The sequence below is a fragment of the Sphingobacterium sp. UT-1RO-CII-1 genome (assembly GCF_026711005.1).
In the GTDB taxonomy this organism is placed as follows: domain Bacteria; phylum Bacteroidota; class Bacteroidia; order Sphingobacteriales; family Sphingobacteriaceae; genus Sphingobacterium.
The window spans coordinates 43,612-65,455 of sequence record NZ_JAPPVJ010000011.1 but is presented as its reverse complement, the minus strand read 5'-3'; the positions used below and the strand labels follow the sequence as shown (position 1 = coordinate 65,455).

Genomic DNA, 21,844 nt, shown 5'->3' with positions numbered 1-21,844 from the left:
GGAATAATATGGAGAATAATCTTTTTGTTTATAATACTCTAACCAGAACAAAGGAGAAGTTTATACCATTAGAAGACCCCTTTGTGGGGATGTATGTATGTGGACCTACTGTGTACAGCGATGTGCATTTAGGTAATTGCCGTACATTTGTATCTTTTGATTTAATTTTTCGTTATTTACGTCATCTAGGCTATAAAGTTAGATATGTTCGTAATATAACAGATGCGGGGCACTTGGAAGGAGACCGTGATGAAGGTGACGATAAGTTTTCTAAAAAGGCAAAATTAGAACAATTAGAGCCGATGGAAATTGTGCAGAAGTATACTTTAGGCTTCCATGATGTTTTGCGCATGTTTAATACTTTACCGCCAAGTATAGAGCCAACTGCAACAGGTCATATTTCTGAGCAAATCGAAATGATTCAGCAGATTATTGCTAATGGATTTGCCTATGAAGTAAATGGGACGGTCTATTTTGATGTAGAAAAATATGTCAAGAAACACGATTATACGATTTTGACAAATCGAAAGTTAGAAGACTTACTCAATAATACGAGAGAACTGGGAGGACAGGATGAGAAGCGGGGACGTTTAGATTTTGCACTTTGGATAAAAGCAAAACCAGAACATATTATGCGGTGGCCAGCTCCTTGGAGCGTAGGTTTTCCGGGGTGGCATATCGAATGTTCTGCAATGAGCAGCAAGTATTTAGGTGCGCAATTTGATATACATGGTGGAGGTATGGATTTAGCAGCTACGCATCATACGAATGAAATTGCACAGTCCGAAGCTTGCCATAGTGTACAACCTGCTAAATATTGGATGCATACTAATATGTTGACCGTAAATGGTACAAGAATGTCAAAGTCTGCTGGCAATGGTTTCTTACCGGAAGAGTTATTCACAGGTAACCATCCTCTCCTAGAACGTGGCTTCTCGCCAATGGCCGTGCGCTTTTTTATGATGCAGGCGCATTATAGAAGTACCTTGGATTTCTCAAATGATGCGCTCGATGCAGCAGATAAAGGCTATAGGCGTTTGATGAGCAGCATAAACTTACTGGATAAAATTAAACCTGGTAATTCATCTAAAGTGGGCATCGATCTGGAAGAGGTTGAAAAACGTTGTTATGCAGCAATGGATGATGATTTTAACAGTCCAGTTCTTATTGCCGAGTTGTTTGAGCTTGTTCGCTTTATTAATGCTGCTTATGATGGAAAGGCTGCAATAAATGAAGAAGCATTAAATAGAGTTAAATCATTAATGAATGTGTTCGTTTTTGATGTCTTGGGTTTGAAAGATGATGTTTTAGGTGCTGATAAAGATAGTATTGATGAGCTTGTTAAGATTATTATTGATATTAGAAATACAGCTAAAAATAATAAGGATTTTACTACGTCCGATAGTATCAGGGAGCAACTTAGTGCGATTGGTATACAATTGAAGGATAGCAAGGAGGGAACTCTTTGGAATAAGATTTGATTGTAAGAGAGCAAATTAAAATTCATGACAGTTAAAAAAAGTTTATTTATAGCCATATCAACTATCTTCTTACAAGCGCATCAGGTATGGGCACAACTGCCTGATAAGGTAGGCAGTTTAATTACTGCAGACAGGGCAGCGGCTAATGTCTCTAGAGTAGAAAGCCCACATGCGGCACTCATGTCTATTGTTGATAAGGAATCTGTCTTGTATGTACCCTCAATTGTTAATGCAGTTAATTATTTAAAAAATAGGCCTAATATTCCTGATGTGATGACCTGGCAGCCTAACTTCGCTTTAGTTTCGAGAAGTTTAGATTGGGGGGTTACGTCGGGACCTTTTGAATTTCAGAAAATAGGGGCTATTAAAAGATACGGACAGTACTTAAGTGTGTGGAGAAGAGATAAACGTGGAAGCTGGAAATTGGAGCTTAGAGCGGAAGTTGAAAATTATGGAAAAAATAATAGCTCTGATTTAACTTTTTATGAGCCTGATGACTCATGGTATCTAAAGCATAGGTCTAAAGTACGTTTGGAACAGCGTGAGGAAGTAGTTACACAGACTGATCAGTTGTTTTCGAATGTGTTAAGAGCGGATAATACAGCTGCTTTTAATGAGTTTCTGGCAGATGATGTTCGTTATTACTATCCTTGGAAAGAGGAGATAGAAGGTAAGAAAAATGTGTTGGCTTTTCTGAAGAAAGAACGTATAGAGATTACAACTGAACCTACAGGTGTTGGAAGAGCTTATAGCGGAGAGTATGCGTATACTTCTGGCACAGCAACAGTTACTACAAAAGAAAAGGAAATGAAGTTTAATTATATTCGAATTTGGCAACTTAAAAATGATTACCAATGGCAGGTGATGATTGAGATGATGTTTGAAAGGTAATTAATTAACAGTGTATAAAAAAAGCGTCTGATCATAATTATAATCAGACGCTTTTTTTATACACTTTATTTATTTTGTTGTAGCAATCTTTTCTTCATCGTCTAGCCATATTTTTAGCTCATTACATTTTAAGAAGTCATTATCAATATTAATGAATGTTGTTCTTTTTCGTAGCTCAAACCATTCACTTAATGTTCTATGAATTTTGTCCTGTCTTGCTGCTTCTTGAATTTTAGCAAAGTCCTGTTCTAGATTAGCTTGGTGCGGAGCAATTCTCGATTTAAGGTACATAAACTTGTACACTTGCTGCCCCATACGATCTGTGGATATAAAAGATTTCGAGTAATCACCGACTTTTAACGGGTCTATAGCTGTAAATGTTGCACGATCAAGCATGTCCATCGGTATCAGCCCAGTGTTATCTTCTTTGTTAATGATCATACCTCCGGTATATTTAGTCTCTTTATTATCTGAATAAAGAGAGGCTGCGGTGTGGAAACCAATTTTTCCACTAGTTACACGGTCGTAAATACTATCAATTTTTGCTTTGGCTCGCTCTAGACTGGCAGGAGTAGGTTTGGGGATAATAACAATATACCGAACATTAACTTCTTCTCCTCGGCGCTGTAAAACCTGAAGGATGTGGTATCCAAATTGTGTTTCGAACACTGGAGATATTTCGCCTTCTTTTAATTTAAAGGCCATAGCTGAGAATTCCTTTGCCCATATATCACGGGTTTGGAAACCCGATTCACCACCATACGGCGCCTTGGAATCCTCAGAATATAACCGTGCTACAGTTGCAAAGTCAGAACCATTTAATATTTGTTGCCTATAGCCTTCGACTTTTTGTCTATAAATTTCTTTTTCATCCTTCGTTAATACCGGGTTTATTACTATTTCTCCTATTTCAACTTCGGTGTTAAAATAGGGAAGACTATCTTGATTTAAGCTTTCAAAATAGCGTTTCACCTCTTGTGGAGTTACGTTTAAAGAAGATGTGATACTCATCTGCATTTTTTCAGCACGTAGTTGCTCATGAATATTTGGGCGCATCTCTTCTTTATATTGCAACAAAGACCTATTTAAAAACTCTTCCAATCGCTCTTTACCGCCAGCTTGACCAACCATCATTTGCATTCTTCTATTTAGGTTGTCATCGACTTCTGCTTCACCGACTTCAATAGAGTCTATGGCGGCTTGCTGTGATAGGAGTTTTTGGGTTATTAATTGTTGAAGTAAGTAACATTTGATACTCTCGTTTGGTTTTTCGCCCTGAGCTAGATATTGCGCATATTGCATCTCGATATCGGATTGCAAGATGATACTAGAACCTACTGTGGCTACGACACGATCTACTAACTGCCCTTGGGCTATTGTGCTATGAAAGCTTAAAAAAACTAAGGCAAATATTATACTTAAGTGTTTCTTCATTTTTTTGTAAATGTCTTTTTTATAGATGAAACCCGTTTTCATCAGTGCGAATCAACCTGCTCCACTAGGGGCAATTAATTTCAAAAACCTTGGTGAATGACACCTGATATTTTAAAACTGTAAAAACAATATATTTCTGTCCCAAAGTTACTAAAACTTTATAGGCTAAATAATTAAAAAAGTTAAAATTATCTTTGCTTTAACCATATTTAACAGCTGCCTAAGCAGACTAATTTATTATTTTTTTATTAAATTAGGTACGATATTGAATATTCCTACCTTATATAGGTCTTATCTATGTTTTCAAAAAACAATGCTGTATATAAATTGTCATATATACAGCAGGCTGATATAATGCGGATGTTTTATGGGGGCTATTTTTAAAAAATATACGAAATAAATATATATACATGAAAATAACATCTATGGCTTTGTTACTTTGTTTTTCAGCCTTTCATCTTAATGCCCAGGAGATTCCTATGTTTGTGGGAACCTACACGAACAAGGGTAGTCAAGGGATTTATTTATACAACTTCAATCCAAAGACAGGAGAAAGTGTATTGCAGTCCACTACAACAGCAAATAATCCTTCTTTCTTAGCACGCTCTGAAAATGGTAAGGTGCTATATGCTGTGGATGAAAGTGATGTTAATACAGCTGCTTTACTGGCATTTCAAGTGGATGACGGTGTACTTTCTCATATTAATACAATACCTACTGAAGGGAGTTCATCATGCCATGTGGCTATTAATAATAAATACCCAATAGCTGCAGTGTCTAACTATAGCAGTGGGTCTCTAACAGTTTTTTCTTTGCAGGAAAATGGTGCCTTAGACGAAGTTATTCAAAAAATCCAATCGCAAAGAACAGGACCTGATAAAGATAGGCAGAACGCTTCTCATATACATTCTGCATTTTTTAGTGAGGATGGTACACGCGTTTATGTTCAGGACTTAGGTGGAGATGTGGTCACCATATACACTGTGGAGAAAATTGCGGATAATTTTGTTTTGAAAGAGAAAGAAGTGATAGCTACACCAGGGGGAGGCGGACCGAGGCATCTGGTTTTTGATAAAGCTGAAGAAAACTTATATGTGTTATTAGAGATGAGTGCGGAAATAGCTCATTTTCGACGCATTGCTAATAAGTGGGAGCTTGTACAAAGTGTTTCCATTAATAACGATGATTTCGTAGGAGCAAATGGGGCTGCCGAAATTAAGATGACTAGTGACGGTCATTTTATTTATGCTACAAATAGGGGGGATGCCAATATAATCACATTATTTGCAATAGATAAAGAAGGGGCGATTCAAAAAAAGAAAGTTTACCCAACCAAAGGTAAAACGCCAAGAAACTTTAATATTTCTCCTGATGGTAAATACTTGTTGGTAGCAAACCAAGAAAGTGATAATATCATTGTTTTTGAAAGAGATTCACTGACAGGTGAACTGACTGACGTAGATAAAGAAATCCAGGTCCCGACTCCAGTCTGCATATTATTTTAACAGGAATTAATCTTCCTGTTTCTCATCATCGGAGGCTATATTAGGTATAGCCTCTTTTGGGTCTATACGATCAGGGTCACTTTCCAATTCGTGCGTTTCCTTATTGTACATACCTGCCAGTTCATCAACAATGGTACCTTTCCATAAAGGAGTTCCTATAAAATAAGCGGAACGGGCTATCATATGTCCGGCAATCGGGGCTGTAATCAGTAAAAAGAAGAAAATAGCTATAGCTTTAGTTGTGACTGATACGTCGGGAAATACGATGGCCGCACACACCAATAAAAGACCTACACCTAATGTAGACGCTTTGACAGTAACAGACAAACGTAGGTAAAAATCAGGCATACGTAAAATGCCTATAGAAGCAAACAGTATGGATAATGCACCTATCGTGCTTATTAAACCTATTATTATTTCAATCATCTTTTTGTTTTTCTATGTAATATGAAAAAGCCACTGTGCCTAAAAAGGCTATAAGGGCGAGAATAATAGCTACGTCTAAGAGTACTTTTTGGTCCATACGTATGCTATAAACAGTTATTATGCCAATCCCAATCGTGATAATCAGGTCTAAAGCAATTACCCGGTCGACAACAGCGGGGCCTTTAAGTAATCTGATAAACACAAGGAGAGCCGATATGGATAAGATAGGCAGAATAACGTAATCAAAATAAGTGTCTAAAGTAATCATCGCAATATCTCTAATAATCTTCTTTCTAAACCTGTTTTTGTTTCCTTCACAAAAGATTCAGGATCTGTTAAGTACATGACATGTATGTAAATTGCTTTTTTATCATCACTGACGTCAATAATAAGTGTTCCAGGAGTTAGCGAAATCATCATAGATAATAAGTTAATTTCGAAATCAGTCTCCGCAGTCATGGGATACCTTACTATACCTGGCTTAAAGAAGTAGCGTGGAGTAATTACATCAAAAGCTACCTGCATGTTCGCTTTTAGTAATTGATATAAAAAATAAAAAGCAAACATTATTATTTTTGGAACGCGGGTAAAATAACGCTTATCCGCTTCCTCACGGTTCATAATCCATAGGATAAAGAAACCTAAGAAAAAGCCGAATAAAAAGTTTGTATAATAGAGCGAACCTGTTAAAGCTACCCAAATACCGGAGAGCAGCAGGTTCATTAGAAAATTTTTAACCATTATATTTTAATTAACTTTCATTAAATTTTATCTATCTGTTTCCTAGCACTGCTTTTATATAAGGCTCCGTGTCTATAAGTTGTGCTGCTATTTTGCTTGCTATTTTGAGTACATATTCGGCATTTAACCCAATAAATAGGGTTACTGTAGCTAACATCAGAATAGGCAAAACTAACAGTACTTTTCGGTAGGGTTGTAAAGAGTCAAAACTGCTATTGACTGTACGCTCTTCTTCTTGATCTCTCCAAAAGACCCGTGCCCACATTTTGGCTATAACATATAAGGTTACAAAGCTGCCAATAATTAAGGTCAACGCAAAAATATATTGCTCTTGCGAAAATGCTTCTTGAAATAAGAATATTTTAGGCCAAAAACCTGAAAGAGGAGGTATGCCTACAAGCGAAAATAACACAACAGCAATCAGGAGTGATATTTTTGGATATTCTTTATAAAGCCCTCCTAATCTGTTCATTTCTAGTGTTCCTTTAAGCTGCCTAATTAACCCAGCAATGAGGAACATGTTTGTTTTAACCATAATGTCATGGATTAAATAAAAGATTACTCCTGTAAGAGCCACTGTGCTGAACATAGCTATACCTCCTACTAGAAAGCCTATGTGACAGACGATAAGATAAGAAAAGAGACGCCTTATATTATTTTTTATAAGAGCTCCTAGACTACCGGTTATAATTGTGAAAACAGCCATTACCATGAGGAGGCTCTGCATAAAATCATCTGGTATAAAAATGAGGCTAAAGATTCTTAACATGGCGTAAATGCCCACTTTTGTTAACAGCCCTCCAAATGTTGCAGCAACTGCTGAAGGAGGAGTGTGGTAGGAAGAGGGAAGCCAGTAATAAAGGGGAAAGACGGCTGATTTAATGCCAAAGCCAATGATGAAAAAACAGGACGTCAGACCAACCAACGTTTGGTTATCAACAGCTTGAATCTTAATAGCAAGATCAGCCATGTTTAAAGTTCCTGTTAAACCATATACTATACCGATACCTGTTAGAAAAAATGTGGAGGCCAAAATATTCATGGCCATGTATTTAACACCACCTTCGAGTTGTGCTTTTCGCCCACCAAGTGTCATGAGTACAAATGAGGAAATGATAATGACCTCAAAAAACACATAAAGGTTAAAGATATCGCCTGTTAAGAAGGCGCCGATTAAACCAAGTATTAAAAAATGAAAAATAGGGAAGTAGCCGTATAACATCCTTTTTTTACTGATGCCGACGGTTGAAAACATAGACACTGCAACGGCTACAATCGATGTTAAAAGCACGAGTGTAGTGCTTAATGTGTCTGCTACAAACACAATACCAAAGGGAGCATCCCAATTGGCTGCGTTCATTGTAAGAATTCCCGATTGGTCTACTCTGTTGAATAGACGTATAGCGACTAGAAGTCCGAGAACACTTCCTCCGATGCTTAGCACACGTTGTGTAACGGTTTTTCTCCAGCATATTAATTGAATGATTGCTGTGAAAAGGTGAATAAATACGGGTGCTAAAATATTGTTGTCTATCATAAATCTTCTTCCTCTTCTTCAGGTGTGTTTAAATCATCCAAATCATCTGAGTCTACCAATGCGTAAACTCTCTTTAATAATACAATAGCAAAGGAAGTTATACCAAAGCTAATTACAATGGCGGTTAGAATGAGTGCCTGCGGTATAGGATCAGCATATATATCTTTAAATACACTGACTGATTCGTCCATAACAGGTGGTTGACCTTTAACGAGTTTCCCCAATAAAAAGATCAATAAATTTGTCCCATTGCCCAATAGCATAATGCCTAATAAAAGTTTAACCATACTTCGTCGGAGTATGAGATAAACACCTGCTGCGTAAAGAAGACCTAAGACTAAAGTCAATAATAATTCCATGAACTAGTCTAATGCAATTGTAAATAATATAGTTAAAATGACACCTATTACGACTAGGTATACTCCTATGTCAAAGAAAAGTGCCGATCCAATCATCCCAATAACCGGAACAGGCTGTTCAAACCATAAAGCTGTCATTGGAGGTAGTCCACCCAACAAGGGAGCCACTGTGCTTAAGACGAGTAATGAAAGACCGATGGGAATGAAAGAAATGGGTTGGTAGCGTAATATCTTAAGGGTATCAGCTGTGCCATTTGCAAAGCTATGGAGAACAAAAGCTATGGATGCCACTAATCCACCGACAAAGCCACCTCCTGGGTAATAATGCCCACGTAGAAGCAAAAAGACGGAGAATAGTAATAAAATCGGTAATAAATATCTTGTTGCTGTTTGTAAAATAGGACTCTTCATAAACTATTCTTTTTCTGATGCTTTCATACGAAGCCTGATTAAACTATAAACACCTAAAGCAGCTACAGCTAGAACTACGGTTTCAAATAATGTATCTATACCTCTAAAGTCAACTAGAATAATATTTACAACGTTTTTTCCTTTAGCAAGTAGGTAAGCGTTATTTCCATAAAAATTACTGGTTTCAATCGTATTAGGTTCGTATAAAATTTTAAGCGTAATTAAGGATAAAATGGTGCCAAAACCTAATGCTACAATGGCGTCCCTAATTAATATGCGATTACTAGCGAGCTTAAGAAAGGCAGGTAGCTTATAGAGCACTAAAACAAATAAAACAGTTGTTAAGGTGTCTATCGTAAATTGTGTCAAAGCTAGGTCTGGTGCACTATAAACAACGAAAAGAAGAGAAATACAATATCCGATAACACTGGACGCAACTACCGAGGTTAACCGAGATTTAGTGCTTACTATAATATACAAAGCGCCAATTAGCATAATGATAATCCCGACCTCATACCAGGAAAGGGGAGTTAATGCGTTAAAATCTAAGTTGATAGGACCGCTTATCCATAGTTTATAACCTAGTAAAAGTTCGGCGAAGATTATAATTTTAAAGTGATATGATCGTAAATAACCATCATGAATCAAAGCGGTATACCAGCAAGAGAATTGTGTTATTGCCGAGCCTATTTTTTTTGTCAGAAATTCTGGCGATAAATAGTTAAATCTTTCTATTCGCGCTAATTTTAAGGCGCTAGGTTTGTTGAATATATATATAATAGAACCTAATACAAGTGTTAGAACACTGAGTAGTAACACGGTGTTAAACCCGTGCCATATTTTTAAATTTACTGTTGTATTATAACCTAATATACTGTTTGTTGTCTGCTGGCTTAAATATTCTCCAGCAATATGTGGAAAAAGACCAAAGAAAATACCTAGTATAGCTAGTGTTAAAGGGGGAAGCCATAGTGCTAAAGAAGGTAATTTTATTTTAGAAAAAGTATCAGGGAGTTGTCCCACGAAAGGCTTGATGCCTGCCATAAAACCTGCAGCAACAAGGCAAACATTGGTCAATACGGCTAGGGATGTCCATAATGTTGTCAAGTTATCTTTTTGGTTTAATCCTGCGTCATAAATTAAATCTTTTCCGATAAAGCCAAAAGTAAGCGGCAAGCCTGCGCTGGATAAAGCAGCTAATAGTCCCGCAATAAAGACAGGTAGCATAACCTGGCGTAAGCCTGCTAAAACACTTATATCTCGGGTATGCGCTTCATGATCGATTATACCTGTAGTCATAAAAAGAGTTGCTTTATATAAAGCATGAACGACGATAAAGACACTAGCGGCTATAATAGCTTCTGTACTACCTAAACCTAGTAAGAAAGTCAGTATACCTAAAGCTGAGATCGTAGAGTAAGCTAGAATTGCTTTAAGATCTGTTCGGAACAAAGAATGTATGGCTGCATAAAGCATTGTAAAACCACCAACTATGATTAACGTATAAGACCAAAGGTCTGTACCTCCAAGGATAGGAGTAAAACGTGCAAGAAGGTAAATGCCTGCTTTTACCATGGTAGCCGAGTGTAAATAAGCAGACACAGGCGTTGGGGCTTTCATAGCTCCGGGCAACCAGAAATGAAAAGGAAATTGAGCCGATTTTGTAAAAGCGCCTACAAATAATAATATAGTGGCGAGCGGTGCTAGGGGATGAGCCAGAATAAGTTCTCGTTTAGAAAATAGTTCACTTATTATAAAAGTTCCACTGATATTCCCTAATATAATGAGACCAGCGAGTAGAAAGAAACCACCTAACCCTGTTATACTTAAAGCCGTTAATGCACTTTTTCGTGAATCACTATTATCGTTATTAAAGCCGATTAGAAAGAATGAACTGATACTTGTTAGTTCCCAAAATACAAATAGTATCAGAATGTTGTTGGAAAGTACTAATCCTAACATTGCACTCATAAAGAGCAATAAGTAGGCGAAAAAACGATCAAAATAAGGATGGCCTTTTAAGTAGGAACGCGCATAAATAAAAATTGCACTACCTATTCCTGTTATCAATAAGGCAAACAGTAAGGATAAACCATCTAAACGAAAATCAAGATTAGCGCCTAAACTTGGAACCCAAGGGATATTTTGCGTAAAGTTTGTGCCTACAGCTACCGAAGGTATGTGAAGAACATAAAAAAGGAAAAGAAGTACAGGTATAAAAGGGAGTATAATACTACCCTTCGTTCTAATAAACTTGCCGAAAGGAACTAAAAGGCTCGATGTTATTAATCCTGTTAAAACAGTAAATAGCATGCAGTCTTAAATATATTTTTTGTAAACGTCATAAAAATAAGAAAAAAATAAGACGTTTTTGTTTGATTTTATTACAAAATTAAATTTAAACTACATAATTATGTCTTTTGTTTCTTGTGCTTATTTGTGCTAAAAAAGTGAAGGGTGTGTAATGAGTTAGTTTATAGAGGTTCTCTGTTGCTTCGTATGATAAGTTTACAAAAACACATTTATAACAACGGGGCTTCTACTGCGATGTAGAGGCCCCGTTATGGACAAATAATATAAAAATTCTATTTATTTAGGTGTTTTTTCGAACCTTCAATAATTGACTCAACGACGGTTGGATCCTGTAGTGTAGAAATATCTCCTAAGCTCTTGATTTCACCCTCCGCTATTTTTCGTAAGATCCTACGCATTATTTTACCTGATCTTGTCTTTGGTAAGTCTGTAACAAATTGAATGATATCCGGTTTTGCGATAGCACCGATTAATCGCGTAATAGTTTGTAGGATATCCTGGCGTGTACCGTTCTCGTCAATATGATGATTGGCAATAACGTACGCATAAATACCTTGACCTTTTACAGGGTGTGGGTATCCTACAATTGCAGATTCTACCACATCAGAGTGCATATTAATAGCATTTTCTACCTCTGCTGTTCCGATACGGTGCCCTGATACGTTTAATACGTCATCAACACGTCCTGTAATTCTGTAATATCCTTCTGGGCTACGGTAACAACCATCACCTGTAAAATACATGTTTTCATACGTAGCAAAGTACGTTTCCCGACAGCGTTTATGGTCTCCCCAAGTTGTGCGCAACATACCTGGCCATGGGAATTTAATACACAGATTACCTGAAATATCATTTCCTTGCAACTCAACCCCGTTTTCATCCATCAGGCAAGGCTGAACACCTGGAAGAGGCAACATAGCGTAACTAGGAATTGTGGGCGTGATACCTGCCAATGGGGAAATTAGTATTCCTCCATTTTCTGTTTGCCACCAAGTATCTACAATTGGAGCTTCTCCTTTTCCTATCTTTTCATTGTACCAATTCCACGCTTCTTCATTAATTGGCTCTCCCACTGAACCTAGTTTTTTGATGCTGCTTAAATCTTTTCCTTCTAAAAACTCATCGCCAAAGGCCATCAAAGAGCGAATTGCTGTGGGCGCAGTATAAAGAATATTAACTTTATGCTTTTCTACAATATCCCAAAGTCTGCCTGCATCAGGGTAGGTAGGTGTTCCTTCAAACATTAGTGAAGTTGCTCCTTGAGAAAGGGGACCATATACGATGTAGCTATGGCCAGTAATCCAGCCGATATCGGCTGTACAGAAATATACTTCGCCTGTTTGATATTGGAAAACATTAGAAAAGGTATAGCCTGTATAGACCATATACCCACCTGTAGTATGTACCACACCTTTCGGTTTTCCGGTGGATCCTGATGTGTAAAGTATAAATAAAGGATCTTCTGAGTCCATCTCCTCAGCTGGACATGCAGGGTTCCCCATTGTTTCTACTTTTTTAATCTCATCTTCCCACCATACATCACGACCTTTAATCATAGAAATAGGTGTGCGTGTACGTGTCAGCACGATAACGCGCTCTACAGAGCTGCATTGCATTAAAGCATCATCAACAATAGATTTCAGCTCTAATACTTTATTCGCTCTAAATCCACCATCTGCTGTGACAACTAGTTTACAATTAGCGTCGTTAATACGATCAGCAATAGATTGTGCTGAAAAACCACCAAATACAACCGAGTGAATCGCTCCTATGCGAGCACAGGCTAATACCGCGATTACTAATTCGGGAACCATCGGGAGGTAAATACAAACACGATCACCTTTTTTTACATTGTTGTTTTTAAGAACAGTGGCAAAACTTTCAACTTTTTCAAGTAGTTGCTTATAAGACAAAACACGATGTGCTTCGTTTGGGTCGTTTGGCTCCCATATGATGGCTGGTTTATCGCCTAATTGATAAATATGACGATCTAAACAGTTTTCAGTAATATTTAACTTACCTCCTTCAAACCACTTAATATCAGGCTCGCTGAAATTCCAATTTAATACATTGTTCCATTTTCTTTTCCAAAAGAAATTATCAGCAATTTCTCCCCAAAACGCCTCTGGTTTTTCAACGCTATATTTATACGCGTCTTGATACTCCTCAAAACTTTTAATCTGTAGGTTCATACTTACGGTAAAATTTATTTTAAATATTTATTCAAAACAGACAGGTATTTATCTAGGTTTGTCTTTTTTGAATATGATAAGGCTAATTTAGTTTTTTTTGCCATTATTATCAATTTTAAAAGTAGAAAAATAAACATAGCTCTATAAACAAATAAGCAATTTCTTACTTTTATTATGATGGATCTCATAAAAAAAACATACTATTTTCTAATCTATACAAATATTTTAATAGCATTTGCTGCAGCAGCACAGTGTGCATTAACTTATATTATTTTTTCAGCATCCACAAACTACTATATATTGGCGGCTGAGGGAGCATCAACCTTACTACTGTATAACTTGAGTTTTTACCTGGCAAAGCCTAAGGTTCCGCTATCATCACCTTTTCCCAGAACCCGATGGGTTTTTTCTCATATGTGGTTGTTCTGGTTTAATACAGCAGGTGCAACCTGTTTATTTTTGTATGCGATCTTTCAACTGCATATTTATAATTTGTTGTTTCTAATCGTATTAGGTATTCTATCGTTAGCTTATGTAATACCTATTGTTCCTTACAAGGGACGTAAGGTAGGGTTGAGGCAATTCCCTCTTGTTAAAATTTTTCATATTGCACTTATTTGGACATTAAGTGCGGTATTGCTCCCCGTTATAGATCTATATGTAAGAGATCAGCTTATAGAAGTAAAGTTTTTATATGGCTTTGCTCTATTAAAATTTCTGTTCATCATCATCTGTACCCTTCCGTTTGATATAAGAGATATTAAGCAAGATAATTATTATGGTTTACAGACTTTGCCCAATAAACTGGGTAGAATTCGAGCCCAGAAATTATGTTATTGTTTATTGTTGATACATAGTGTTGGTGTGCTTTTTATTGACTTTCCTTTGGCCGTTAAATGGGGAGTATTACTGACAAATCTTTTGATCGTATTATTGTTTTACTTTTATTTATTTAGACCCCGAAAACACTATCACGATGTTTATCTTTTAGATGTTGCAATAATAATACAGTTCATATTAGTTGTACTAAGTACTGTCTTATGTAAGTAGTTTTATTATTTTTCTAGCCAAGACCGCAGATAGTTTATAATAACTTTCAAAGGTCCAGCCAGCTACATGCGGACTTAATAGTACATTCTCTCGCTCAATTAAATCTTTATACCACTCCTGATCGTACAGTGCTGGGAATTTTTCAACGGGTAGGACATCAAAAGCAGCCCCAAGAATACGCTTATTATCGAGGTAGTGTAAAACTGCGGGGATATCAACAATGCCGCCTCGTGCACCCATTAGGATAAAAATAGGTTTCCGGAAATGAAATAAATACTCCTCATCTACCATTTTTGTTGTTTCTCGGGTTAAAGGAATATGAAAACTTAATACATCAGCATGTTTCACAACTTCTTCCATAGAAACCTCCTGTGCATAACTGTCAGAGAATCCTGTTTTATATTTGTCATAAGCAATAACTTTCACATCAAAACCAGACAGTTTTTTTGCCATTGCTTGACCGTTATGTCCATAACCAATTAAAGCGACGGTACGACCTTTCAGTTCATATCCCCGATTTGCTTCACGGAGCCATTTTCCATTGGCAATTTCGTGGTGACTACGGTTCATGTTGTTCATTAAATTTAACAGCATACCTATCATATGCTCAGCAACGGCATCACAATTTCCTTCATTGGCAGCGATTAGTGCAATATTATTTTTTAAGGCGTATTGTTCGTCTATATTATCCATTCCTGCCCCCGCACGTGCTATAAAAGAGAGGTTGGGAGCGAAATCTATAAAAGCTTGATCGACGTTGAATTTAGAGCGAATGATTAGACCTGTATATTGGGCAATGACTTTTTCTGCATCCTGTCTTGAAAAATCAGGATGGTAATCAAAAGCAATTTTTTTGTTTTTAAGCTCTTTGAGCAATACTTCATGGATATCGTCAACGATTAAAATTCTGGTATTCATTTATCATAGAGTTATAAGTTATTTATGGGTAGACATGAAGTCTTCATTTAATAACTTTCTTAATTGAATTTGCTTAATGCTATCGGGTAATAATCTCATGATTGTATTGCGGAAACCAATCATGAATATACTGTCCCATTGCGCTACTTTGCCTATTTGCCAGGATGTGTTCGTAATGTAGCGTGTGCGTTTTAATCGTCTTTGTTCAAATTGCTGAAAAGATTGAACTATGTTTTTGCTCTTTTTTAATTCATCCTGCAAAACTACCGCATCTTCAATAGCCTGGCAGGCACCCTGACCCATGTTTGGTGTAGTAGCATGCCCGGCATCGCCTATGAAGAGAATCTTATTATAGGCTAATTTCTTAAGAGGTGCAATATCTACAATGTCATTCCATAGCAACTGCTCGTCATCTGTCTCTCCGATGATTTTGGGGATCGGGGCATGGTAGTTTTTAAAAACACGCAGCAAATCTGCTGTTTTATATGTTTTGTATAAAGGAGACTTCTCCGGGGCATTGATACAAGCATACCAATAAATACGGCCATTTACTAACGGCGTCATTCCAAAGCGGCCTGCAGGCCCCCAAGTTTCACTAGAGCTCTTTAATTTAACAGTCGAATTACTTATCACGCCTCGCCAACACGTATAACCGGAATAACGAGTGCTAGCTGTCGGAATAATTTGCCGCCTTATTTTTGAATGGACACCGTCCGCCACTATGACTGCATCTACATTTGCAGAGGTACCGTCAGCAAAGTGTATTATCGTTTTTTCTTCTTTTTCACTGATTTTTATGGCCTCTTTACCTAATATTATACATTCCTTAGGAAGCTGATCTATTAAAAATCGATGCAAATCAGCCCGGTGTATAGCAAAATTATCTTCCTGATACCTATCACTAAGTAGGCTAGTATCTGGAGATAACAAAATCCGACCTTGATGATCTAAAATATTATAAGAATCCAGAAAATGGCCAATTTTTTCAACCCCTTCTCGTAGTCCCAAATACGCTAAGGCCTGCATAGCGTTTGCAGCTAAACCAAAGCCAGCGCCCAAACCTTTTAATTGATTGACGCGCTCGTAGACAGTAACTCGTATTCCGATGTCTTTCAAAGCTATTGCTGTACATAACCCAGCTACTCCGCCACCAATAATAGCGATTTCTATATTTGTATGCGTGCTTTTAAAATTCATCTTACAATATAATTGATACCTATAGGGCTGTTTTTATTTCCTGTGTTAATGCCTCAAAATCATGAACTGAAAGCCGCTCTGCCCGGAGTTCATAAAGTGCATTGTCGCTCATTTTGTCTTTAGGTACAACAGATGACAATGCATTGCGTAATGTTTTTCTACGTTGGTTGAAAGCTGCCTTTACTATGCGCCAAAAAAGTTTCTCGTCACAATCTAAAGACACCCGATCGTTGCGGGTCATCCGGATAACTCCTGATAAGACTTTAGGCGGCGGAGTAAAAGCACCAGCTTTCACTGTAAATAGATACTCCAAATTGTAATAAGCTTGTAAGAAAACGCTCAATATACCATACTCTTTACTTCCCGGCTTGGCCACACAGCGCTCCGCGACTTCTTTTTGAAACATACCCACCATTTGTACAACCCGCTGCCGTTCTTCAAGGATCTTAAATAAGATCTGTGACGAAATATTGTATGGAAAGTTTCCTATTACCGCCATTTTATCTTTAAAATGAGCTGAAAAGTCCAGTGCTAAGAAATCTCCATGAATAAGACGGTCGCCCAATTCGGGGTACTTGTCCGCCAGATATTCTACAGACTCTTCGTCTACATCAATCATCCAAGTTTCATAATCAGACTTCTCAATTAAAAAATCTGTAAGTACTCCCATACCAGGGCCTACTTCTAATACTTGCTTAAAACCCAGGGTAGGTTCTAATGCTTCGACTATTTTTTGTGCAGCATTTTTGTCATTTAAAAAATGTTGACCAAGGTGTTTTTTAGCGCGTACAGTACTCATAGAGATGCTTGAAGTGATGTTTAAAATAAACATTTTATAATAACTTGCTCGTAGGCCTGTTAATTAGAGATCGTTATAATACCCCGTTATAAAATGTTTATACAAAGATAGTCTTTTGTGAAATATTCGTGAATAGGTCTTTTTGGTAAATGATAGATCCTTATTAAAAAAACAATTTTATTGTGCGGGTCATCAGTAAGGTAAAACTGTTTCGTTTCTGTTGAATCTTTATTATTACCTTAAAATGTGTATTTTTGATCTAAAGCTTTTTTAATATGGATGAAAAATTAAAAATTGGTATTACTGTTGGAGATGTTAATGGTATAGGTTTAGAGATTATTATTAAATCTTTGATGGATAATCGTATACTGGAATTTTTTACACCCATTGTATATGGTAGTACCAAAATTGCTTCATTCCACCGAAAAGCTATAGGTATTCAAGATTTTAGCTTTCAGGTTATTAACTCGCCGGAACAAGCAAACTCAAAACGTCCTAATATTATAAACTGTTGGCAGGAAGATGTCAAATTGACCCTAGGTGAACAGACCGAGGAAGGTGGTAAATACGCTTTCTTATCATTAGAAAGAGCTATGGAAGATTTAAATGCAGGTAAGATAGATGCATTAGTGACGGCACCTATCAATAAATTAAATATCCAGCAAGATGGTTTCAACTTTCCGGGACATACCGAATATTTACAGGCTAAGACAGGAGCTACCGATGTATTGATGTTCATGATTAGCGATGAGTTGCGAGTAGGCGTAGTAACTGGCCATATACCAGTTAGTGAGGTGGCCAAATCGATATCTGAAGATGCTATTATCCAGAAGCTTAAATTGATGAATGCTAGTCTAAAGTCTGATTTTTGGATACAAAAACCGAAAATAGCCGTACTTGGATTAAACCCCCACGCAGGAGATAACGGACTAATCGGAACAGAAGATGAGGAGATCATTCGCCCTGCTATAGAGAAAGCAAATGAGCAGGGAGTGTTTTGTTTTGGACCATACCCTGCTGACGGCTTTTTTGCAACGGATACTTTCTTAAAGTTTGATGGGGTTCTAGCTATGTATCACGATCAGGGACTTATCCCTTTTAAGCATATAGCTGCCCATAAGGGAGTGAATTTTACTGCCGGTCTCCCTATTGTGCGAACCTCCCCCGATCATGGAACAGGTTTCGACATCGCTGGAAAAAATTTAGCCTCGGAAGCGTCATTTATGGAAGCATTGTTTACTGCTGTTCATATTGTTAAGAGACGTAGAGAACAAGCTGAGTTGTCTTCTAATCCGTTGTTGTTTAAAAGGTTATCTAGGGATCGAGATTAGTTATTTACGATTGAATAATTTAAATAATCAATTGTTTTCGTAAGGATAAATAGTTCTGCTTTATTAAATAGATGAGCAGGCTATAATGCCAATATCTATTAAAAAATCTTTATTTTTGCAAATTGATATAGGCTGTACGCCTAAAAATAATACCATGCAAGAGAATTTACAACATCCCATTTTTAAAAAAATCCAAGAATTAGCTGATAAAGAGCAAATAGACTGTTACGTAATTGGCGGCTATGTTCGTGACCATATTATGGGACGTCCTTTTAAAAATGATGTGGATGTTGTTGTTTTAGGCAGTGGTGTAGATTTCGCAACGAAATTAGGGGAGCAGTTAGGAACAAAAGTTACTGTTTATAAAAGTTTCGGAACAGCAATGTTGGTATATGACCAAATTAATGTGGAATTTGTTGGCGCCCGGAAAGAGTCTTACAGATCTAATTCGCGTAATCCTATTGTTGAGGACGGTACATTAGAAGATGATCAAAATCGTCGAGATTTTACGATCAATGCCATGGCTTACTCTTTGAATGAAAGCCGTTATGGCCAACTAGTAGATCCATTTTCAGGCTTAAAGGATATAGAAAATCGGGTAATACGAACGCCGCTTGATCCGAATATCACTTTTTCAGATGATCCGTTGCGAATGATGCGCGCTATACGTTTTGCTACGCAGCTGAACTTCAAGGTGGATATACAGGCTGTTAAAGCAATAGCAGAGAATGCAGAGAGGATAAAAATTATTTCCAAAGAACGCATTACTGATGAGCTTAATAAAATAATACTTTCACCTAAGCCATCGTTGGGGTTTAAGTATCTATTTGATACAGGATTATTAAAATATATTTTCCCTGCTATGGATGAATTAGCCGGTGTAGATATTATTGATGGCAAAGGACACAAAGATAATTTTTATCATACTTTAGAGGTTTTGGATAATGTATCTACTGTTTCAGATGATCTTTGGCTGCGATGGGCCGCCATTATGCATGATATTGCAAAACCTGCAACGAAACGTTTTGATAAAAGGGTAGGGTGGACATTTCATGGGCATGAAGATAAAGGTGCTAGAATGGTTCCTAAATTATTTGCCGACCTCAAGCTGCCATTGAATGAAAAAATGAAATTTGTGCAAAAACTTGTTCAACTTCATTTGCGTCCTATTGTTCTTGCGCAGGCAATTATTACTGATTCAGCAGTCAGAAGGTTACTGTTCGAAGCAGGGGATGACATTGATGCCCTGATGTTGCTTTGTCATGCTGATGTGACAACAAAAAATGATTTTAAGCGCAAAAAGTATAGAGATAATTTCGAGCTGGTAAAACAAAAACTTAAAGATGTTGAAGAGCGGGATCAAATCCGCAACTGGCAACCTCCTGTTAGTGGCGAAGATATTATGCAACTATTTGATCTTGGCCCAGGGCGTATAATAGGCACGATCAAGAACAGCATGCGTGAAGCAATTTTAGAAGGTGAAATTGCAAATACAAGAGAACAAGCATTAACGTACGTGAAAGAGAAAGGGCAACAACTTGGTCTTAAGTTGGTGAAAAATCTTGTACATTCGTAATTGAAAACTATAGTGTTTTTCGGACAATATAATAAAGGCACGGTTTTTAGTGCCTAATGTTAACTATTAGATTTTAGAAGTAATAATGGCAATTTACAGATTTCGTGTAACTTTTGAAGATTATGAAGACGTGTACAGAGAGATAGATATGCCTTCCAAGGGCACTTTTCTAGAACTCCATGAAGCAATTCATAAATCGACGGGTTATCAAGCGGCCGTGTCTTCGTCTTTCTACGTCAGCAATGACCAATGGAAGAAAGGAACTGAGATAGCGTATTTACCCACTGACCGTAAAATAGCTAATGCTGTGCTTAAAATGGAGGATATCCGATTAAGCAAGTTTATTGATGATCCACATCAAAAATTCTATTATATATATAACTTCGATCGTCCTTATGAATTTCATGTGGAGCTCATTAAAATATTGAAAGAGGAAGAAGGGAAAGAGTATCCTGCTATTTTTAGAGCAATAGGCGATGCTCCTAAGCAGGCTGCCGCGGCTAACTTTCCTCTTAATACAGAAGGCTTGGATGAAGACGATGATGAGGAGGAAGTAGTTGAAGATGATACGGAATATGGCGTTGATGAAGAAGATGAGTTCGATATGTTCGATGATGAAGAAACCCAAGAAGGCGATCAGCCTAGTCAAAGCTTTGATGAATATTAAGGAGATTTAAATAAGAAAAATAAATACATACCTTAGGCATAGCGCTTAAGGTATTTTTTTACTATGCTAAAAAAAGAAAAATTACTTCTTGTTGTGGTCGGACCTACCGCTGTGGGGAAAACGGCTATGGCTATTGCTTTAGCTAAACATTATAAAACAGAAATTATATCGGCAGACTCGCGTCAGTTTTATAAAGAAATGAACATTGGAACAGCAAAACCCAGTGAACAGGAATTAGCAGAAGCAAAACATCATTTTATAGATTCTCATAGTATTGCTGAAGTATATTCTGCAGGTGATTTTGAACGGGACGCATTAGTTTTGTTGGATAAACTATTTTCTAGCAATGAAATAGTCGTAATGGTGGGAGGTTCTGGGCTGTTTGTCAGAGCGTTGTGTGAAGGTTTGGACGATCTACCAAAAGCCCCTGCTGCAATACGGGAGCATTATAATAAACTATATGAACAGAAAGGTTTATTATTTCTGCAAGAGAAGTTGAAGGAGATTGATCCGGTCTATTATACACAGACAGATATTGGTAATCCGCAGCGTATAATTAGGGCGTTAGAAGTTTTTGAAGTTAGTGGTATGCCTATGTCTTCATTTCAAAAAAGTAATGTTGACAAACGTCCTTTTAAGGTCCTGACAATTGGGCTTAACATGGATAGGGCACAACTTTATGACCGAATTAATAAGCGGGTTGATCACATGATGGAGCAGGGGCTACTTGAAGAAGTGAAACGGCTTGTCCAGTATAGGAAGCAGCCTGCTTTATTGACAGTAGGCTATGCGGAATTTTTCGATTATTTAGATGGTGTTTTGAGTTTAGAAGAAGCTATTGACAAAGTGAAACAAAATTCACGAAAATATGCAAAAAGACAGATTACTTGGTTTAAAAAATATGGTAATACTATATGGTTTGAGCCGCAGAATATAAATGATATTATTGGCTTCGTAGATCGATCTGTCAAGTAGTTATAAAATATAAAAGCCGAAAAGATTTCTTTTCGGCTTTT

The 21,844-nt window shown here is 37.1% G+C and carries 20 protein-coding genes; 8 read left to right on the top strand and 12 right to left on the bottom strand.

Annotated elements, in window-relative coordinates:
- The first annotated feature begins 8 nt into the window (after positions 1–8).
- Together cysS and ORI89_RS18260 are read left to right on the top strand one after the other, a co-directional pair.
- Entirely contained in the window at positions 9–1,481 is a 1,473-nt protein-coding gene (gene cysS, locus ORI89_RS18265; RefSeq protein ID WP_268231961.1) for a cysteine--tRNA ligase, read from the top strand.
- A 24-nt stretch (positions 1,482–1,505) separates the two neighbouring features.
- Positions 1,506–2,372 (top strand): nuclear transport factor 2 family protein, encoded by an 867-nt coding sequence (locus tag ORI89_RS18260; RefSeq protein WP_268231960.1) that lies wholly within the window; start codon positions 1,506–1,508, stop codon positions 2,370–2,372.
- Between the two features lie 69 nt (positions 2,373–2,441).
- Here ORI89_RS18260 and ORI89_RS18255 read toward each other — a convergent pair whose 3' ends face one another.
- Positions 2,442–3,806 carry a peptidylprolyl isomerase gene (locus ORI89_RS18255; RefSeq protein WP_268231959.1) on the bottom strand — a complete coding sequence of 455 codons (1,365 nt, stop codon included), beginning with the start codon at positions 3,804–3,806 and terminating at the stop codon, positions 2,442–2,444.
- Between the two features lie 410 nt (positions 3,807–4,216).
- On the opposite strand from ORI89_RS18255, the gene ORI89_RS18250 reads away from it, so the two are divergent.
- Positions 4,217–5,311, top strand: a complete 1,095-nt coding sequence (locus tag ORI89_RS18250; protein ID WP_268231958.1) for a lactonase family protein — start codon at positions 4,217–4,219, stop codon at positions 5,309–5,311.
- Between the two features lie 6 nt (positions 5,312–5,317).
- On the opposite strand, the gene mnhG is transcribed toward ORI89_RS18250, so the two are convergent.
- From mnhG to acs, 8 genes are all read right to left on the bottom strand, one after another.
- Positions 5,318–5,737, bottom strand: coding sequence for a monovalent cation/H(+) antiporter subunit G (gene mnhG, locus ORI89_RS18245; protein WP_268231957.1), 420 nt, complete (start codon positions 5,735–5,737; stop codon positions 5,318–5,320).
- On the bottom strand, positions 5,730–6,005 hold the full coding sequence (locus ORI89_RS18240) for a monovalent cation/H+ antiporter complex subunit F (RefSeq protein WP_268231956.1): 276 nt from the start codon (positions 6,003–6,005) through the stop codon (positions 5,730–5,732). The genes mnhG and ORI89_RS18240 overlap by 8 nt, the downstream gene beginning before the upstream one ends.
- The gene (locus ORI89_RS18235; RefSeq protein ID WP_268231955.1) at positions 6,002–6,478 is read right to left on the bottom strand and encodes a Na+/H+ antiporter subunit E; all 477 of its coding nucleotides are present in this window, start codon (positions 6,476–6,478) and stop codon (positions 6,002–6,004) included. Before ORI89_RS18235 ends, ORI89_RS18240 begins: the two co-directional genes overlap by 4 nt.
- Before the next feature lie 31 nt (positions 6,479–6,509).
- Positions 6,510–8,015, bottom strand: coding sequence for a proton-conducting transporter transmembrane domain-containing protein (locus tag ORI89_RS18230; RefSeq protein ID WP_268231954.1), 1,506 nt, complete (start codon positions 8,013–8,015; stop codon positions 6,510–6,512).
- Positions 8,012–8,374, bottom strand: a complete 363-nt coding sequence (locus ORI89_RS18225) for a Na+/H+ antiporter subunit C (protein WP_268231953.1) — start codon at positions 8,372–8,374, stop codon at positions 8,012–8,014. Before ORI89_RS18225 ends, ORI89_RS18230 begins: the two co-directional genes overlap by 4 nt.
- A gap of 3 nt (positions 8,375–8,377) precedes the next feature.
- Complete coding sequence (locus tag ORI89_RS18220; protein ID WP_268231952.1) at positions 8,378–8,785, bottom strand: Na+/H+ antiporter subunit B; 408 nt, start codon at positions 8,783–8,785, stop codon at positions 8,378–8,380.
- A 3-nt stretch (positions 8,786–8,788) separates the two neighbouring features.
- The gene (gene mbhE, locus ORI89_RS18215) at positions 8,789–11,098 is read right to left on the bottom strand and encodes a hydrogen gas-evolving membrane-bound hydrogenase subunit E (protein WP_268231951.1); all 2,310 of its coding nucleotides are present in this window, start codon (positions 11,096–11,098) and stop codon (positions 8,789–8,791) included.
- A 272-nt stretch (positions 11,099–11,370) separates the two neighbouring features.
- A complete protein-coding gene (gene acs, locus ORI89_RS18210; protein ID WP_268231950.1) occupies positions 11,371–13,290 on the bottom strand; it encodes an acetate--CoA ligase in 1,920 nt (639 codons plus the stop codon).
- Between the two features lie 174 nt (positions 13,291–13,464).
- Here acs and ORI89_RS18205 point away from each other — a divergent pair, with 174 nt between their 5' ends.
- Positions 13,465–14,340, top strand: coding sequence for a hypothetical protein (locus ORI89_RS18205; protein ID WP_268231949.1), 876 nt, complete (start codon positions 13,465–13,467; stop codon positions 14,338–14,340).
- Here the strand turns inward: ORI89_RS18205 and ORI89_RS18200 are convergent.
- The 3 genes from ORI89_RS18200 to rsmA are packed head-to-tail and all read right to left on the bottom strand — an operon-like array spanning position 14,329 to position 17,254.
- The gene (locus ORI89_RS18200; protein WP_268231948.1) at positions 14,329–15,258 is read right to left on the bottom strand and encodes an NAD(P)-dependent oxidoreductase; all 930 of its coding nucleotides are present in this window, start codon (positions 15,256–15,258) and stop codon (positions 14,329–14,331) included. The genes ORI89_RS18205 and ORI89_RS18200 overlap by 12 nt on opposite strands.
- Before the next feature lie 18 nt (positions 15,259–15,276).
- On the bottom strand, positions 15,277–16,455 hold the full coding sequence (locus tag ORI89_RS18195) for an FAD-dependent monooxygenase (RefSeq protein WP_268231947.1): 1,179 nt from the start codon (positions 16,453–16,455) through the stop codon (positions 15,277–15,279).
- Between the two features lie 19 nt (positions 16,456–16,474).
- Positions 16,475–17,254, bottom strand: coding sequence for a 16S rRNA (adenine(1518)-N(6)/adenine(1519)-N(6))-dimethyltransferase RsmA (rsmA, locus tag ORI89_RS18190; RefSeq protein WP_268231999.1), 780 nt, complete (start codon positions 17,252–17,254; stop codon positions 16,475–16,477).
- Between the two features lie 275 nt (positions 17,255–17,529).
- Here rsmA and pdxA point away from each other — a divergent pair, with 275 nt between their 5' ends.
- The 4 genes from pdxA (at position 17,530) to miaA (ending at position 21,803) form a co-directional block, all read left to right on the top strand.
- Positions 17,530–18,585, top strand: coding sequence for a 4-hydroxythreonine-4-phosphate dehydrogenase PdxA (pdxA, locus tag ORI89_RS18185; protein WP_268231946.1), 1,056 nt, complete (start codon positions 17,530–17,532; stop codon positions 18,583–18,585).
- Between the two features lie 154 nt (positions 18,586–18,739).
- A complete protein-coding gene (locus tag ORI89_RS18180) occupies positions 18,740–20,161 on the top strand; it encodes a CCA tRNA nucleotidyltransferase (RefSeq protein ID WP_268231998.1) in 1,422 nt (473 codons plus the stop codon).
- Positions 20,162–20,246: 85 nt separating this feature from the next.
- On the top strand, positions 20,247–20,828 hold the full coding sequence (locus ORI89_RS18175; RefSeq protein WP_268231945.1) for an IS1096 element passenger TnpR family protein: 582 nt from the start codon (positions 20,247–20,249) through the stop codon (positions 20,826–20,828).
- Between the two features lie 63 nt (positions 20,829–20,891).
- Positions 20,892–21,803, top strand: a complete 912-nt coding sequence (gene miaA / locus ORI89_RS18170) for a tRNA (adenosine(37)-N6)-dimethylallyltransferase MiaA (RefSeq protein ID WP_268231944.1) — start codon at positions 20,892–20,894, stop codon at positions 21,801–21,803.
- The last annotated feature ends 41 nt before the right edge of the window (positions 21,804–21,844 follow it).